16 protein-coding genes are annotated in these 15,298 nt (G+C 66.2%); 11 read left to right on the forward strand and 5 right to left on the reverse strand.

The features are described 5' to 3' along the window. Nucleotides 1-13: 13 nt before the first annotated feature. From DES52_RS17325 to DES52_RS17345, 5 genes are all read right to left on the reverse strand, one after another. On the reverse strand, nt 14-2,047 hold the full coding sequence (locus tag DES52_RS17325; protein WP_110888087.1) for a V-type ATP synthase subunit I: 2,034 nt from the start codon (nt 2,045-2,047) through the stop codon (nt 14-16). Further along, nucleotides 2,044-2,361: a V-type ATPase subunit subunit G family protein gene (locus DES52_RS17330; protein WP_110888088.1), complete on the reverse strand. Its 318-nt coding sequence runs from the start codon at nt 2,359-2,361 to the stop codon at nt 2,044-2,046. Before DES52_RS17330 ends, DES52_RS17325 begins: the two co-directional genes overlap by 4 nt. A gap of 338 nt (nt 2,362-2,699) precedes the next feature. Further along, entirely contained in the window at nt 2,700-3,620 is a 921-nt protein-coding gene (locus DES52_RS17335) for a carbohydrate kinase family protein (RefSeq protein WP_110888126.1), read from the reverse strand. A gap of 70 nt (nt 3,621-3,690) precedes the next feature. Continuing rightward, nucleotides 3,691-4,518, reverse strand: a complete 828-nt coding sequence (gene rsmA / locus DES52_RS17340; protein ID WP_110888089.1) for a 16S rRNA (adenine(1518)-N(6)/adenine(1519)-N(6))-dimethyltransferase RsmA — start codon at nt 4,516-4,518, stop codon at nt 3,691-3,693. Nucleotides 4,519-4,561: 43 nt separating this feature from the next. Continuing rightward, the gene (locus DES52_RS17345) at nt 4,562-5,053 is read right to left on the reverse strand and encodes a CarD family transcriptional regulator (RefSeq protein ID WP_110888090.1); all 492 of its coding nucleotides are present in this window, start codon (nt 5,051-5,053) and stop codon (nt 4,562-4,564) included. Between the two features lie 107 nt (nt 5,054-5,160). On the opposite strand from DES52_RS17345, the gene DES52_RS17350 reads away from it, so the two are divergent. The 11 genes from DES52_RS17350 to DES52_RS17400 all read left to right on the forward strand — a co-directional run bounded on the left by DES52_RS17350 (nt 5,161) and on the right by DES52_RS17400 (nt 15,271). Then, the gene (locus tag DES52_RS17350) at nt 5,161-6,045 is read left to right on the forward strand and encodes a tetratricopeptide repeat protein (protein WP_146237347.1); all 885 of its coding nucleotides are present in this window, start codon (nt 5,161-5,163) and stop codon (nt 6,043-6,045) included. Nucleotides 6,046-6,051: 6 nt separating this feature from the next. After that, entirely contained in the window at nt 6,052-7,500 is a 1,449-nt protein-coding gene (locus DES52_RS17355) for an NAD(P)H-hydrate dehydratase (RefSeq protein ID WP_342767086.1), read from the forward strand. Nucleotides 7,501-7,523: 23 nt separating this feature from the next. Next, nucleotides 7,524-8,249, forward strand: coding sequence for a DUF4388 domain-containing protein (locus DES52_RS17360; protein WP_110888092.1), 726 nt, complete (start codon nt 7,524-7,526; stop codon nt 8,247-8,249). Between the two features lie 192 nt (nt 8,250-8,441). Then, nucleotides 8,442-8,693: an acyl-CoA-binding protein gene (locus DES52_RS17365; RefSeq protein ID WP_211317952.1), complete on the forward strand. Its 252-nt coding sequence runs from the start codon at nt 8,442-8,444 to the stop codon at nt 8,691-8,693. Next, nucleotides 8,690-9,457, forward strand: a complete 768-nt coding sequence (locus DES52_RS17370; protein WP_245901098.1) for an ImmA/IrrE family metallo-endopeptidase — start codon at nt 8,690-8,692, stop codon at nt 9,455-9,457. Before DES52_RS17365 ends, DES52_RS17370 begins: the two co-directional genes overlap by 4 nt. Then, complete coding sequence (gene folP / locus DES52_RS17375; RefSeq protein WP_110888094.1) at nt 9,454-10,341, forward strand: dihydropteroate synthase; 888 nt, start codon at nt 9,454-9,456, stop codon at nt 10,339-10,341. The genes DES52_RS17370 and folP overlap by 4 nt, the downstream gene beginning before the upstream one ends. Further along, entirely contained in the window at nt 10,338-10,724 is a 387-nt protein-coding gene (folB, locus tag DES52_RS17380; protein ID WP_110888095.1) for a dihydroneopterin aldolase, read from the forward strand. Before folP ends, folB begins: the two co-directional genes overlap by 4 nt. Further along, nucleotides 10,721-11,230, forward strand: coding sequence for a 2-amino-4-hydroxy-6-hydroxymethyldihydropteridine diphosphokinase (folK, locus tag DES52_RS17385; RefSeq protein ID WP_110888096.1), 510 nt, complete (start codon nt 10,721-10,723; stop codon nt 11,228-11,230). Before folB ends, folK begins: the two co-directional genes overlap by 4 nt. Nucleotides 11,231-11,340: 110 nt before the next feature. Then, nucleotides 11,341-13,035 carry a PASTA domain-containing protein gene (locus tag DES52_RS17390; protein WP_245901100.1) on the forward strand — a complete coding sequence of 565 codons (1,695 nt, stop codon included), beginning with the start codon at nt 11,341-11,343 and terminating at the stop codon, nt 13,033-13,035. Between the two features lie 9 nt (nt 13,036-13,044). Continuing rightward, nucleotides 13,045-14,169, forward strand: coding sequence for a cysteine desulfurase family protein (locus tag DES52_RS17395; RefSeq protein ID WP_110888098.1), 1,125 nt, complete (start codon nt 13,045-13,047; stop codon nt 14,167-14,169). Nucleotides 14,170-14,317: 148 nt separating this feature from the next. Beyond that, a complete protein-coding gene (locus DES52_RS17400; RefSeq protein ID WP_110888099.1) occupies nt 14,318-15,271 on the forward strand; it encodes a manganese catalase in 954 nt (317 codons plus the stop codon). Nucleotides 15,272-15,298 lie beyond the last annotated feature (27 nt).

Here is a 15,298-nt window from a genome sequence, read left to right on the forward strand (position 1 = left end):
GTCTCCTAGAGGATTATTTTTTGCTCCCAGCAGGGCTGAGGCGGCGGAAGGGAGTGTACTTCGGGCTGGTTTCGTTGTGGTACCCGGTCGGGTTGAGGAACTCGACGAAGTGAAGACGCAACGGTTGCAGAATGTGCCCGATGAGGGTCAAGGCGAGCGCGAGCGCGTGCAAGGCGAGCGCGATGGCCGCTCCGAGGATCGCGGCGAGAATGCCGAAGACGATGTTGTTCGCGGCGCCCGCTTGGAAGATGCTCCAGCCGAGATCGGTGGACAGCTTGGCGAGCTGCGCGGACACGAGGCCGACGGCGAAGAGACGAGCGTAGCTGACGATCGCGCCACCTTGCGACATGAGTTCGACGACCATGAGCCAGACCTTCGACACGATCACCCCGACGACGAACACGAGGAAGCCCGCGTACATCACGAGGACGAGCGGATTGCCGAAGTTCGTCGCCGCGCCAAGGTTCTTGCCTGCGCTCGACACGAAGGCCAGCATGATGAGGCCGACGAGGCCGCCTAGCATGCCCAGCGCTTCCCACAAGTGGTGACGATCGCCGTGGTCGAGGCTCAGCTTCACGCGAATTGCCCAGCCCCACAGCACTTGCAGAATGCCGAAGGCGAGCGCGAACAGGAGTGCGGTGTTGGCGAACTCCGTCTCGATGCGAGGCCACACGATGGGGATGAGCCCGCTGTGACGGCCGTCGTTGATGTAGAAGATGTGCAGGTGCTCGAAGAGGGTGCCGAGGAACTCACCGGTGAGAAGACCCCAGACGATCGACCAAGCGGCCATCATGTTCGTGATGAAGCCGAGGCTGCGCAGCGCGTCGGGCTGCACATACGTTCCGAAGAAGCTGAGGTCCCAGCCTTCGCCTCGGCGCGCCTTACCCAAGAACCACATGCCCGCCGCGAGGAACATCAGGCCGAACGCGATGTCGGCGATGATGTAGCCGAAGAAGAACGGGAAGAACAGCGCGATGACCCACGTCGGATCGAACGTGCCGTAACGCGGCAAGTTCAGCATGCCGAGCACCATCTCGAACGGCTTGACGTACGAGTTGTTCTTGAGCTGCACCGGCACGCGCTCGTCGTGAAGAACGTCGACATCGTGCATCTCGTAGCTGACGGCGGTGCCGAACTTGTCGAGGGCGGCCTTGAGGTCGGGCACGCGGTCCGTCGGGACGTAGCCTTCGAGCGCGAGGCTGTACTTGCCTCGCGCACCGAGCGACTGAACGTCGTACACGGCAACTTCGTCGGCGAGCGCGTCGCGAACGGCGAAGAGCGTGGGGCCGTTCGCCTCGGCGAGTCGGCGGCGTTCCTCTTCGAGGGCGCCGCGCGTCTCCTTGCCTTCACGCGAGAGGCGCTCCATTTCGGCCGCAGCGTCCGACAAAGGCATCCCGTCGAAGCGTCCGGGCAGGCGCAACTCGCCGAGACGCGCTTTGCCGAGGGCGGCGCGAGCCTTGTCGCGGTCTTCGCGCAGCACGGCGAGCAACCCCGCGTACACTTCGGTCTTGCCCGTGTTGACTTTGCGGGTTTCGAGCGCGTAGCGTCCCGCGAGGTTGCCGCTTTGCTGATCGCTCAAGACGGCGTCGAGGGCTTTAAGGTCATCGTCCTCGCGCGCCGTGAAAGGCAACAGGGCGATGCGGCGCGATCGATCGAGGACGCCGGCGAGGTTCGCGAGCGTCCTGACGACCTCACCGAAGGTGAGTGCCGCGTCGATGTCACTGTTGAGCTCGTTCAAGCGGCGCGCGACGTTGCCAGCGGGAGCGGCCGCGTCTTCGATGATGCTCGCGAACGATTCGCGGCTCGGCGTGTTCGACGTGGACGTCCGGTAGGCGCCGAGTTCCGACAAGGTGCTTTCAGCGCGGGCGAGGAGGCGTTCGGCGGTCTTGCGCGCCTCGGCTTCTGGGCCAGTGAGCGCGCCCGTCGAAAGGGGGCCAGACGAAATCGGCACGATGTGCAGCACGCCCGCGTCCTGAAGGGCGGAGATGATCGCCTTGTTGTCGCGTTTGCGACCGACGATCACGACTTGCTGCATTCTGTCGATCACGGCAGCACCGCCTTCAGGATCATGACGACCGCTTGCTCCAGCTTCCGTTCGCTGCGCTCGGTGGCGGCTTGCACTTCACGTTGTGCGTCGACGTGGGCGCGCTCGCGGATTTCCGCCGTGCGGGCCGCGAGAACTTGCTCGAACTCGGCTTGCATCTCGGCCAATTGCGCGTTCGCCTCTTGTTCGATGTGCGCGGCGCGAGCGCGTGCCGCCTCGATTTCACGGTCGGCTTCCGCCTTCGCAGCTTCGATTTGTTGGTCGAGCGCGAGTTCGCGGCTGGCAAGTTCACTTAGGATTCGACTCGAAGCGTCCAAACTGCTCCTCCTTTCCTGTTCTTCCACAAGCTTCGTGGCGAAGGGCACCCCACCCGAGGGAGTGAGATGCGTCTCGGCAAAGCCCGCTCACATTTGCTGAAAGCCTGACGCTTAGAGTCTGTCAAGCTCGGGCAAATACTATCACAAGCTTTCTTTTGGAAGGCGAGGGACAATTGACTTTCGAAAGCACGACCTCGTGAAGATGAGACGTGAATGCCGTGTGAAGTCACACGACAAATCCCTCAGCTTCTTAACCCATGGAGCATAAAACTCCGTCGGCGGGCACACAATTGAGCCAGGCGCCTACAGCCAGCGGATTCGAAGCGTCATTCGAAGCGTCAAGCGAGAGCCATGGCGAGGTCGGCCTCGGTAATTGGCCTCGACTGCGCTCCGACTTTCGTGGCGGCGAGCGCACCCGCCGCGTTGGCTGCCTTCGCGGCCTTCGACAACTTCATGCCGCTCAGAACGGCATGAGCGAACACCGCTGCGAACGTGTCGCCCGCTCCGGTCGTGTCCACGACGTCTTCGATCTCGATCGACTCGACGAGTTCGGTTTCGTCGGGCGTCCAAACGATGCTTCCCATCGCGCCGACCTTCACGATCACCTTGCCCGCGCCGCGCTCTTGCAAAGCCGCGAGGGCGGTGCTGATCGAGTGCGTGCCTGTCAGGTGCAAGAGTTCGTGCTGATTGAGCAGGATGTAGTCGGCACTGACGACGGAATCCATCAGGCGCTGACCCGCGGCGTTCACGGCACCGGTTCCAAGATCGATGAACACGGGCACAGCCGCCTTCTTGGCGTGCGCGATCGCCTTGACGGCGTACTCGCGTTGAGGTCCACCGATGAGGCTGTAAGCCGACACGATCAACGCCGAAGCGCTCTCGACATCCTTCTTCTTGAGCTTCGCGGCGTCCAATTGGCGATTCGCCGCCCCCGAAGAGATCATGGCCCGCTTTCCGTCGGGCGTCTGCATGACCGTGATGGTGCTCGTGAGATGATCGTCGTCGACTTGCACGGCGCTTTCGGACACGCCTTCCTCACGCACGAGGCGAAGCGCGTAGTCGGCGAAAGGATCTTTTCCGACGCGCGCGGCGAGAACGACGTTATGGCCGAGGCGCGCGAGGGTCACGCTGATCGTGCCGCCCGCGCCGCCCGGCTGCATGGACGCACGAATAGGCGCGATTTCCTCTCCCGGCCCTGGAATACGCTCCAAGTGGTAGAGGTGATCGACCGTCACGTCACCTATCACGAAGAACTTCACGAACACCTCCCGAGTTCAAGGCCGCCACACCGAGAAAGGCGAGCGAACCTGATGCTGCGTTGCTGACATGTCATGCTAACACGCCAAGTGCCTTGGCGACGTCATGCAGCGACACCAATGAAACGTCCTCGGCGCGCACGTCGGACCGCAAATCCGCCTGAGAAAGCGCGCGGTCGATCGCCTCCGAATCGAAGCCCGCCATCCGCAAGTTGTTTCGAAGCGTCTTGCGGCGATGAGAAAGCGCGACTTCCAACAACCGTACGAAGCCCGCGTCAGGCTTTTGTCCCGAGAAGTCGACCCGCACGACGCTCGACGTGACGTCGGGCGCCGGATAGAACGCGCCCTTCGGAACGTCACGAACGATTCTCGCCGAGCCATACATGGACACCAGCGCGCTCAGAAAGCCGTATCCATCCTCGCCGGGCCGCGCGCCAAGACGTTCGGCGACTTCACGTTGCACGAGAACCGTCGCGCTGAGAAAGCGTCCCGACTCCATGAAGCGCGTCAACAACGCCGTGGAGATGTAGTACGGCAAGTTCGCCACCACCCGGCTTCCCTCGGGAACGTGCCCGAAGTCGAACTTCAAGGCGTCGCCCCACACCACCTCGACGTCGAGTCCCGCCAACGTCTCGGCAAGAACGGGGCGCAAGCGCTCGTCCTTTTCCAAAGCGATCACACGCGCACCGCGCGAAGCGAGTTCACGCGTCAAGACGCCAAGGCCGGGGCCGACTTCCACGACCGTCTCCCCTGCCGCCGCTCCGCCCGCGTCCGCGATAAGACGCAGCACGTTGCCGTCGATCAGGAAGTTCTGACCGAGGCTCTTCGTGGGCCGCAAGCCGTGCCGCGCGAGAAGATCTCGCACGGTCTTCGGGGAGTACAGAGGCGGGTCGTTCGTCATCCGGCGCTTTCTGGGAGAAACGTTTCTGAGGTAGGCTCGCGCGTCAAGGCAAGCGAGCGTCGAGCAAGCGGGCGGCTTCGTCTTCGAGCACCCCGAGCGACACGGCGACTTCGGCGCTCAGCATGCCGCGGCACGCTCGCATGACCTGCCCCTCGGAGTCGGCGAGGCCGCGCTGCACGGCGCGGCGCGCGAGCGTGCCGAGCAAGCGCGCGACCTGCTCGATGTCGGCGAGGTCGAGGATGCCCTGCTCGACGCGAATGCGCTGAGGAAAGCTGGAGGGCAAGTCGAGATCCGGCTCGCCCAGCAAGTTCAGCAGCTCGGGAATGCGCGCTTCGGGCGTGACGCGCCGAAGGCCGAGCGCCTGCGCTTTGGCGACGGGAACGAGAACTTGCATTCCGGTCGAGCGAAGCTCGATGTCGTAGTACTCCTGCGTTTGGCCCAGCGCGGTGCGTTGCGTGCGGCCCCGCACGAACCCCGCGCCGTGCTTCGGATACACGATGGCGTCGCCCGGGGCGAGAGAAAGTTGCTGCGTCATGTCGCCTCCTTCAGCGTGGCACGAAGAGCCATTAAAGCACGCGCCGCGCCCCGAGGCAAATCGCAGTGGGACTCGTTCCGCGCCTCGTTTGCCCTATTCTTGACGACGTGAACGAACCCGTGACTTGGCAAGACGACCTTCGCTCCTCGCGCTTTGGCGAAGCGGCGGCGAGAGCGCGCGTAGCAGGCGCGGGCGCGGACATGCTCGCCGCCCTCGACGACCTCGCGACGGTGGAGCGCGAGGTGCGCGCCAAACGGTACGGCGTCGCTCGTCGCACCTTGAAGCGCTATCAGGAGAACTTGCAAGGTGTTCGAGACGCGAGCCTGCTTCGAGCGAGCGTGCCCGACGAGGGCGTGGCGCAAGGCATTGTCGCGTTGGAAGCCGTCGCGGAGGCGCGCCTCGCCGATCCCGACAAAGCGCTCGTCGCGCTCGAGCCCGCGTTCGTCCACCGCACGACAGCCGCCGAGGCCCAAAACGTTCTGGGAGTCATCCACGCCGTACTCGGTGATGAAGCGAGCGCCCGCGCTTCGTTCGACCGAGCGTTGGAAATCGACCCGAGGCACGACCGCGCCCTCACGAACATCGGCAACCTGTTTTTGGAGCGCGGCGAGTTGTCGGAAGCCGAGGCTTACTACCGGCGAGCCTTGGCGCTCAACCCCGACGCTCCGAACGCTCACCACAACCTCGCCGTCGTGCTGCGCAAGCAAAAGAAGGTAACGGCGTCCGTCCGCGCGCTCAAGAAGAGCCAGCGGCTGCTCGTACGGCAATCGAACGACGCGGGCCGCGAGGAAGCCCGCGAGCGTCTGGGCAAACTCGGCGTCGACCCCAGGAAAGTCGCGTGGGGCGTCATGATCGTCGCCGTCGTCTTGGCGGCCCCGATTCTTCTGAGAATCGTTCGAGGCGGGCCGCGCAGCGTGAGCACGCCCGAACTCGCGTTGGCCGTCTGCGCCCTCGCCCTCGCCTTCTTCATGATGTACCGCTCGAAGAACTGAGGTTCGATGATGTCCACCTTCGTCTTTTCCGCGGACGCGATTCGAGCGATCGACGAGGACTTGGAGCGCCTCGACTTGCTGGAGCTCACGATGGAGACGGCAGGCGCGAGGGTCGCGTGCCACGTGCACGAGCGCTTCGCGAGCGAGCGCCGAGCACACCCCTCGGGGCTGATCTTGGCGGGAAGCGGCGCCAACGGCGGCGACGCCTTCGTGGCCGCGCGACACCTGCTCGCCTTCGGTTGGCACGTCGAAGTGCTCGCGCTCGACACACGGCACCCCTTGGCCCTTCGCATGAGCACGCGCCTCGAAAGCTTCGCGTCGGTGCAGGCGTTGACGCCCGAGTCGCTTCGAGGAGCCTTGCCCAGCGCGAACGTCGTGCTCGACGGCTTGCTCGGCACGGGCTTCACGCCGCCGCTTCGCGCGCCACTCGACGACATCGTGCGGACTTTGAACGCGAGCGGGCGGACGATCGTGAGCATCGACGTGCCGAGCGGCCTGAGAAGCGACACCGTGGAACACGACTTATACGTGAAAGCAGATCTCACCCTCGCCCTCGTCGGGCCCAAGCCCGCCTTGCTTTTTCACGATCTCGGCGAGGTGGACGTGCTCGAGCTCGGGGTGCCGAACGAACTTCTCGAAAGGCACGCGGTGGCGCGCAACATCGACATGAACGCCGTGCGAAGCTTGCTGCCCGTCCGCTCGAAAGGCGCGCACAAGGGAACGGCAGGGCGCGTGTGGATTCTCGGCGGATCGCCCGGTTACGTCGGCGCGCCCGCCTTGAGCGCCTTGGGCGCGCTCAGGGCGGGCTCCGGCCTCGTCACGCTGTACGCCCGCACGTCCATCGAGCAGCATGCCCTCGAAGCCATGCCGCACCGCCTGGAGCGCTGGGAAGACTTGCCGAACGATTCGCGTCCCGACGCGCTCGCCGTCGGGATGGGCCTGCGCGAGGACGGTCCGGTCGTGGCCCGAATGGTGCTTGCGTGGCGCGTCAAGACGGTGCTGGATGCCGACGCGCTGCAGCCCGAGCTGGCGGGACTGGGGCACGACGAGGTCGTGTGGACGCCTCATCCGGGAGAAGCAGCCCGCTTGCTGAGCGGGAACGTGGAGGACGTGGCGCGCGACCCGTTCGGCAGCGTCCGGGCGCTGAGAAAGCGCTTCGGCGGAACGGTCGTGCTGAAGGGCGCGCCGACGCTCGTCGCTACGCGAGAGGGCGTGTACGCCTGCCCGTTCGGCAATCCGGGGATGGCGACGGGCGGCATGGGCGATGTTCTGTCGGGCGTGATCGCCTCGCTGCTCGGGCAGGGCTTGTCGGGCGCGGACGCGGCGGTCCTCGGCGTCGCTTTGCACGCCCTCGCCGGAGACGCGGCGGCAAAACGATACGGGTACGGCCTCGTCGCGTCCGACGTCGCCGAGGAGGTCGCGGCGACGTGGCATAACCTCACACGAGCGTTTTAGGAATCCTTTACAGTAAGGAGGACATGCAAGGCGACCTCGCAGATCTGCCCCTACTCGGCGTGCTCGAGCTCATGCACTTCAGCCGAAAAACTGGCGTGCTCGACGTGGACGGCGCCATTCCCTTCTCCTTGGCGTTCGTCGGCGGCGAGATCGTGGAGGGCGGCATTCTCGACTGGGTGGGAATCGACGCGGTTCTTTCGCTTCCCCTCTCGCCGGATCGCGGTCGCTTCGTCTTCACTTCGAACGAAAGCGGCGGACCGCCCCTCAAGCCCTTCTCACGCCTTATGGGCGATTGGGCGCACCTCGCCGACGAGTGGCAACGCGTGTGCAGCATCATCGGAAGCCCCAGCCGTGTGCTGCGCGGCAGCTTGACGCCTTACGAGGAAGGGCGCAGCGTACGCGCCGTCGCCCGCTCGACGGGCATTCCCCTGTTCGACGCGGCGAAGCAAGCGGCGGAAGCCGTATCGCGCGGCCAACTCACCAAGACCGACCGAAGCGCGTGGCACGTGCTTCGCCTTCGCCATCCCAAGGCGCGCGCGGGCGAAGCCCTCAAGACGGGCTCGCTCGAACGTCTTCTCGACGGGCAGCGCAATCTCGGTGAACTTATCGCCGAAGGGTACGCGCCCGAACAACTTCGCGCCTTCCTGCTGCGCGAAATTCGCGACGGACTACGTTTTCCCGGCGCAGGCTGGGTTCTGCGAGACCTCGCGTGGGAAACCGAAAGCGCCGGAGCGCAAGTTCCAGCTTGAACTCGTCCGCCTGACCGCGCCGTTCGAACTCTCAGCCGAGCCGTCGATGACACGGCTCGGCCGCTTTTTCTCACCGATCCGTTCCGGTCACCTCCTCGAATTCCGCCGAGAGCCTCGGTGGACAGCGCTGCACGCGGGCGCTCCAGGACCTCGCCATTCGGCTTACAGAGCGAGCGGGTTATCATGTCGAGCATGCAAGACGTCTTCGAACGCGCGGCCCAAGACGCCCAACGCCTTCCCAAGCGCCCCGACAACTCGACGTTGCTGCGCTTGTACGCGCTGTACAAGCAAGGCACGGAGGGGAACGTGACCGGAGAGCGTCCCGGCGGCTTCGACTTCGTGGGCGCCGCGAAGTACGACGCGTGGGCCGGGCTCAAGGGCACGGCGCGGGAGGACGCGCGGGGTCAGTACGTGGCGCTCGTCGCGGCCCTCAAGGAGTCGTGAGCGCCCGACCCGTGAGCGCCGTTCCCGTCAAAATTTTCGAAGCGCACAAGGCGCGCATGCGCGACCTCGCACGGAACTACGCGCGAGGTCTCAAAGGCCGCGACATGGAAGCCTTCGCCGAGCACCTCGGCGCCAAGCTCGTGTACATGGACCTCGGCGAGCGCGATGGAGCCTTCGACCCGGATCACAACGTCATCCTCGTCAACTCGAGCGTCACGCGTGAGCGGCAGCGCTTCACCGTCGCACACGAAGTCAGCCACGCCTTGCTGCTGGGCGACGAGGACTTGCTGTCGGACTTGCACGACGCCTTCGACGGCGACGACCTCGAAAACGCCATCGAGACGCTGTGCAACGTCGGCGCGTCGGCGATCCTCGTACCCGACGAACTCTTGCGCGCGTGCGTGGAACGGCACGGCGCGACCGGTCAAGTCATCGCCGACATCGCCCGTAAAGCCGAGGTGAGCGCGCAAGTCGCGCTCTACGCCCTTGCGGACTTCGTGCGGACACCCGCGATCTTCGCGGTGTGCGGCGCGCCGGGCGGCGCTCTCGTCGTGCAGGCGAGCGCGGCGACGTCGTCCATGCGCTACTCGTTGAGTTCGGGCACGCCGATTCCGAGCGGTCATCCGATCGACACGGCCTACCGCACGGGCCTTGCAATCGAAGAGGCAAGTTTCTTTCCGTTTCGCAGCGGAAAGCGCATGCCCGCCCTCGTGAGCGCCTACCCGCTGCGCGGACGGGTGTACGCGGCCTTCGAGGAGAGATGAGCGACGCTTCGCTCGCGGTGCACGAGCTGCGCTTCGGTTTTCCGGTGCCCGGCGCCGTACCTCTTGACAACGGCTTGTATCGCCTCGCTTGGCGCGGCGCGGCCGTCATGGGCATCCTCAACGTGACACCCGATTCGTTCAGCGATGGCGGACGCTACACTACAGTCGACGATCTGCTGAACGCCGCGCGCCGCATGCTCGACGCCGGAGCCCTATTCCTCGACGTGGGCGGCGAGTCCACGCGACCCGGAGCGCAACCCGTGAGCGAGGACGAGGAGTGGCGACGCGTCGGGCCGATCATCGAACGATTGACGCGCGAAGGCCGTGGCGTCATCAGCGTCGATACGATGAAGCCGGGCGTGGCAAGGGCGGCTTTGGAAGTTGGAGCGCACCTCGTGAACGACGTGACGGGGCTGCGGCAGCCAGCCATGCTGCGCCTCTGCGCCGAGCGCCGAGCGCCGGCCGTCGTGATGCACATGCGCGGCGAACCGCGCACGATGCAACGCGAACCTCGCTACGACGACGTCGCCGCCGAAGTCACGGCGTTCTTGCGCAGGCGTGCCGAGGCGGCCTTGCAGGCGGGCGTGCCGAGCGTCGCCGTCGACCCCGGCCTGGGATTCGGCAAGACCGTCGAACACAACCTCGCGCTGCTGCGCGCCTTGCCGGAACTCGTCTCGCTGGGCTGCCCCGTGCTGGTGGGCGCGTCGCGCAAGAAGATGATCGACGTCCTCGCGAACGTCCCGAAGGCGAGCGACCGCGATCCCGGCTCGATCGCTTTGCACTTGCACGCGGCGTCGAGCGGAGCGGCGATCGTGCGCGTGCACGACGTGCCGAGCCACGTTCAAGCGTTGCGCGTACACGAGGCGCTACACTCCCGGTCATGAGCGGTGTCAAGAGCGGTCGGACCGGCACGGTCGTGCTGTCCGGCATGGAGTTTCACGGTCGGCACGGAGTGTTCGACGAGGAGGCAGTGTTCGGTGCGCGCTTCGTCGTGGACGTCGAAATGCACTTCGACTTCACGGACCTTCGAGACGACATCGACGCGACGGTCAACTACGCGGCGGTCTACGACACGGTGCGCGACGAGGCGACGAATCGGCGCTATAAGCTCATCGAAGTGCTCGCCGAGCGCCTCGCCGCACGTCTCTTGTCCGAGCAGACGCGGCTCGACGAGCTGACCGTGCGCGTGCACAAGCCGCACGCGCCGCTTTCCGGCGTCTTTCGCGACGTGTACGCCGAGGTGACGAGACGAAGGACCGAGCAATGAGGAGCGAGCAGGGCGCGTCGCTCGCCTTGATCGCGCTCGGCGCGAACCTCGGTGAGCCCGTCGAAGCCTTGCGGTTCGCACGGCGCGAGCTCGCTCAGGTCGGTGAAGTCGAGGCGGCGTCGCGCCTGTACCGCACCGCGCCGGTCGGAGGTCCCCCCGATCAACCGCCGTACGTGAACGCCGCCTTGGCCTTGCGAACGACGTTGGAGCCACGCGCTTTGCTGAGCGTGCTGCTCGACGTCGAGCGTGTGGCGGGTCGGGTGCGCCGCGAGCGCTGGGGGCCGCGGGTGCTCGACCTCGATTTGCTCGCCGTGAACGACGTGCGAATGGCGACGCCCGACCTCACGCTGCCGCACCCGCGTCTGCTCGAGCGCGCGTTCGTGCTCGCTCCCCTCGCCGACGTGGCGCCTTTGTGGCAGCACCCCGAAGTTCATGTCACGGTGCTCGGCGCGTTGAGCGCCGTGTCTCGCGACGGCATCGAAATTCTAGATGAAGCTTGGTTCTAGACGCTTCTCATCCCAAGGGGTCGATATACTGAGCGCGAATGGCGCGGATCGACGGCAAATACGAAGAACTGGGAGAACTCTCCCGACAGGGCGACGAGACACTGCTCGCCGTGAAAAGCGACCAAGGCGAGGCGTTGCGGCTCGGTTGGTTCGACGTCTCCACACCCGCCGCGCGCGCCAGCTTTCACCGCTACCGCGCGGCTCTGCGCGACCTCTCCCCGGCAGGATTGGCGGACGTCGTCGCGCGGCCCGGCGCCTACTACTCCCTGTGGAAGCCGGTCGAAGGCGCGCTCCTCGCCGACTTCCTCGCGAGCGGCACGAAAGACGAGGAAGCCGTCGACGCGCTCGGTGAACTCGCTCAGAAGCTCGCGAGGCACGGCTACGCCCTGAGTGACGCCGAAATCGTGATGCAAGGCAACACGCCCATCGTCGCGCGCCTCGCCCCGCTCGAGCGTTCTACCGAAGAGGTCGCCTCGCTGAACGCTCCTCTGCTCGCGCAGCTTTCGAACGGCAAGGTTCGGCGCCGCCGTGAGAAGCGGCCGAGGCGACGCCTCACGATCTGGGGTGTACTGCCGGGCCTGCTGTTCTTGGCTGGCGCGGGTTATCTCGGCGTGCAAGCCGCTCAGATCTACCTCAATCCACCGGTGAGCAGCGTGCCGAGCGTGGCGGGCCAAGACGCCCAAAGCGCCGCGAGCACCCTCGTGAAAGCCGGGTACCGCGTGACCTTCGCGCGTGGCGAAGAAGCCGACGCCCGCCTCGGAAGCGTCATCGGGCAAGACCCCGAGGCGGGTTCGTCTCTGCATACGGGACGGCTCGTGACGCTGACCGTGAACGATCCGCCGCCCCTCACCGTGCCGCGCGTCGAGGACCTCAGCCTCGATCAAGCGAGAAGCGCCCTCGCGGAAGCGCAACTGCGCCTCGGTGACGTCACCACCGTCGACGGAGGCGCGACGAACACCGAGAAGGGTCGCATCGTGGCGCAGTTGCCGCCCGCCGGAACCACGATCGCGCGTGGGCAGCGCGTGCGCGTGCTCGTGTCGAGCGGAATTCAAGCGAGGCAGACGTGGCTGCCCGACCTCGGCGGCATGACCTTCGAGCAAGCGCGCGACTTCGTTCGCAACGCGGGGCTCGTCGTGACGCGCGTCGTGCAGCAGACGTCCGACAAGCCCGAGAGCACGGTGCTCGCGCAAGACCCGAAGCCTTACGCGAAAGTCGACGCGGGCACGCCCGTCGTGCTGACGATCGCGAAAGCGGCGGTCGCCGCGCCCGCCACGCCCGTCCCGGAGCTACCGCTGCCGCCGCAACCCCGTCCGGTCACGCCGTCCGACGCCGCGCCGAGCGAGCAGCCCTCCACGCCCGCCGACGAGACGAGCACGCCCGACACGGCGACCACGCCGGACGAGGCGAGCACGCCCAGCACCACGCCCACCGAGACGAGCACGCCCGACACGGCGACCACGTCTGCTGAAACGAGCACGCCCGACGCGACGCCTCCCGCGGAGGCCACGACGCCCGACACCACCGCCCCGAGTGACACGGCGCCCAGCACGAACGACACGCCGGACGCCGCAGTCGACAGCGCTCCCACGCGGGCCGTGCAACTCGACTACACCTTTCCCACCACGTTGCCCGAGGGCACAGTGCAGATCGTCGTGACGGACGCGGACGGCGAGCGCGCCCTCGACTTCTCGCAGCCGTCGAGCGCCGTCGCGGGCGCTCGGGCCGAGGGGGAAGTCACCGTGCGCGGAGACGCCACGTTCAGCGTTCGTGTCGACGGAACCGAAGTCGGGACGTTCACGCGCTAACTTGACGTCGTGTCTGACGTCTACCTCGACCACGCCGCCACCACGCCAATGACGCGCGTCGCCCTCGACGCGTACGTTCAAGCGGCCCAACTGCACGGCAACGCCGCTTCCGTGCACCGCGCGGGCCAGAAAGCGCGCGAGTTCTTGGAGGAAGGCCGCGCCGCGTTCGCCGAGTCCATCGGGGCGCATCCACTCACGATCCTCGCGAACAGCGGCGGCACCGAAGGCGACAATCACGTCCTGTTGGGCGCCGCGAAAGGAAGAGTCGGCGGTCACGTCGTCACGTCCAGCATCGAGCACAGCGCCGTCCTCGCCGCCGCCCGCGAATTGGCGGCCAGCGGCTTCGACGTGACCTTCCTGCAGCCCGACCGCCACGGGCACGTCTCGCCCGACGCGCTGCGAGACGCGTTGCGACCCGACACCTTCCTCGTGAGCGTCCACCACGCGAACAACGAGATCGGCACGGTTCAAGACGTCGCGCGGCTCGCCGAAGTCGCGCACGAGGGCGGCGCGCTGTTCCACACGGACGCCGTTCAAAGCCTCGGCGTCCTGAGCGTGAATGTCGCCGAGTGGAACGCCGACTTCGCGACGTTCAGCGCGCACAAGTGGGGAGGCCCGAAAGGAGTCGGGTTCCTGTACGTGCGGCGCGGCTTGGAATTGCCTCCCTTGATGATCGGCGGCGGGCAGGAAAAGGGCCTGCGAGCGGGCACCCACAACGTTGCGGGCGTGTACGCGGCGGGCCTCGCCGCGCTCGACGCGAGCCGAGCGCGGCCCGAGACGTTCGAGAGGATGCGCGCGCTGCACGCGCGACTCGAAGCGCACTTGCGAGCCGCGCCGAACGTCACGTTCAACCATCCCGTCGACGGCTCTCCGAAGGTGCTGTCGGTCACGGCGAGCGGGGCGGACGGCGAGGCGTTGTTGATGAACCTCGACCTCATGGGCGTGTACGCCAGTCTCGGAAGCGCCTGCTCGTCGGGCACGACCCTTCCAAGCCACGTTCTGAAGGCCCTCGGCCTCGGGGACGCGGACGCCAAGGCGACCGTGCGCTTCAGCTTCGGACGAGACAGCACGCTCGACGACGTCGATCGCGCCGCCGAAGCCTACCGCCAAGCGCTCGAGTTCAGCGCCTTGTAGGAACGAGCTTCAAGCGACCTCACGCTCCGCTCACCGCGCGCCACAACTGGAATGGGTCGCCTTCATCGTGTTCGAGCGTCCGCACCCTCGCGCACCTTGTCAGATGAGGAGCGCCGCGTGCGGCGACACTACACGGTGAGGGAAGCGCATGTTCTATCACGACAACAAGCTGCAGTATCCGGTCCGCGTCGAAACACCAAACCCCGTCTTCGCGAAGATGCTGCAGCAAGCCATCGGCGGCGTCGAAGGCGAAATTCGCGTCATGATGCAGTACCTCTTTCAAGCGTGGGGCGCGCGCGGTCCGAAAAAGTACCGCGACCTGCTGCTGGAAACGGGCACCGAGGAGATCGCGCACATCGAGATGCTGGCGACGGCCGTCGCCCTTAACCTCGAAGGCTCTCCGAACGCCGTCAAGGAAGAAGCGGCGAACCACAATCCCATGGTGGCGGCCGTTTTGGGAGGCATGAATCCGCGCCACTACCTTTCGGCGGGAATGGCCGCCCTACCCGAGAACGCCAACGGCGTGCCCTTCAACGCCTCGCACGTCTACGCCAGCGGCAACATCGTCGCGGACATGTACGCGAACGTCGCCGCCGAAAGCACGGGACGCGTCCTCGCCACGCGCCTCTACCAGATGACGGACGACCCGGGCATGAAAGACATGCTCTCGTTCCTCATCGCACGTGACACGATGCACCAACAGCAGTGGCTCGCGGTCGTGGAGGAACTCGGAGGATACGAGGGCGCCCTGCCCATTCCCAACTCCTTTCCTCAAGAGTTGGAGCAGCGCGGTTTCAGCTACGCGTTCGTCTCCACCGGCACGCCCGACCTCGAAACGCCTCAAGGACGCTGGACGAGCGGTCCGTCGCTCGACGGCAACGGCGAGTTCCGCGTCGAGAAAGCCCGCCCTCTCGGCGAGGAACCCGTGCTCGCGCCGCCCATGCCCGAAGGCTTCGCTCAAAAAGAGCAGATGATCGGCGGCATGGCCAAAGGAGTGAGCAATCTCGACCCGAATTCGTCAGAAGGCATCGCCCAGCGAATCTCGGAAACGCTCGGAAACGCGGTGGACAAGTTGACGGGCGGCGAGAACCGGTCGTCGTGACTTGGCCTTCCTCACCCTCTGCCCTAA

The organism is Deinococcus yavapaiensis KR-236, from assembly GCF_003217515.1.
Lineage (GTDB): Bacteria > Deinococcota > Deinococci > Deinococcales > Deinococcaceae > Deinococcus_A > Deinococcus_A yavapaiensis.

Coding starts and splice junctions, on each gene's coding strand:
- DES52_RS17345 (WP_110888090.1), bottom strand. CDS start 5,053: ATGACGCAGCAACTTTCTCTCGCCCCGGGCGACGCCATCGTGTATCCG.
- DES52_RS17355 (WP_342767086.1), top strand. CDS start 6,052: ATGATGTCCACCTTCGTCTTTTCCGCGGACGCGATTCGAGCGATCGAC.
- folB (WP_110888095.1), top strand. CDS start 10,338: ATGAGCGGTGTCAAGAGCGGTCGGACCGGCACGGTCGTGCTGTCCGGC.
- folP (WP_110888094.1), top strand. CDS start 9,454: ATGAGCGACGCTTCGCTCGCGGTGCACGAGCTGCGCTTCGGTTTTCCG.
- rsmA (WP_110888089.1), bottom strand. CDS start 4,518: ATGACGAACGACCCGCCTCTGTACTCCCCGAAGACCGTGCGAGATCTT.
- DES52_RS17360 (WP_110888092.1), top strand. CDS start 7,524: ATGCAAGGCGACCTCGCAGATCTGCCCCTACTCGGCGTGCTCGAGCTC.
- DES52_RS17365 (WP_211317952.1), top strand. CDS start 8,442: ATGCAAGACGTCTTCGAACGCGCGGCCCAAGACGCCCAACGCCTTCCC.
- DES52_RS17400 (WP_110888099.1), top strand. CDS start 14,318: ATGTTCTATCACGACAACAAGCTGCAGTATCCGGTCCGCGTCGAAACA.
- folK (WP_110888096.1), top strand. CDS start 10,721: ATGAGGAGCGAGCAGGGCGCGTCGCTCGCCTTGATCGCGCTCGGCGCG.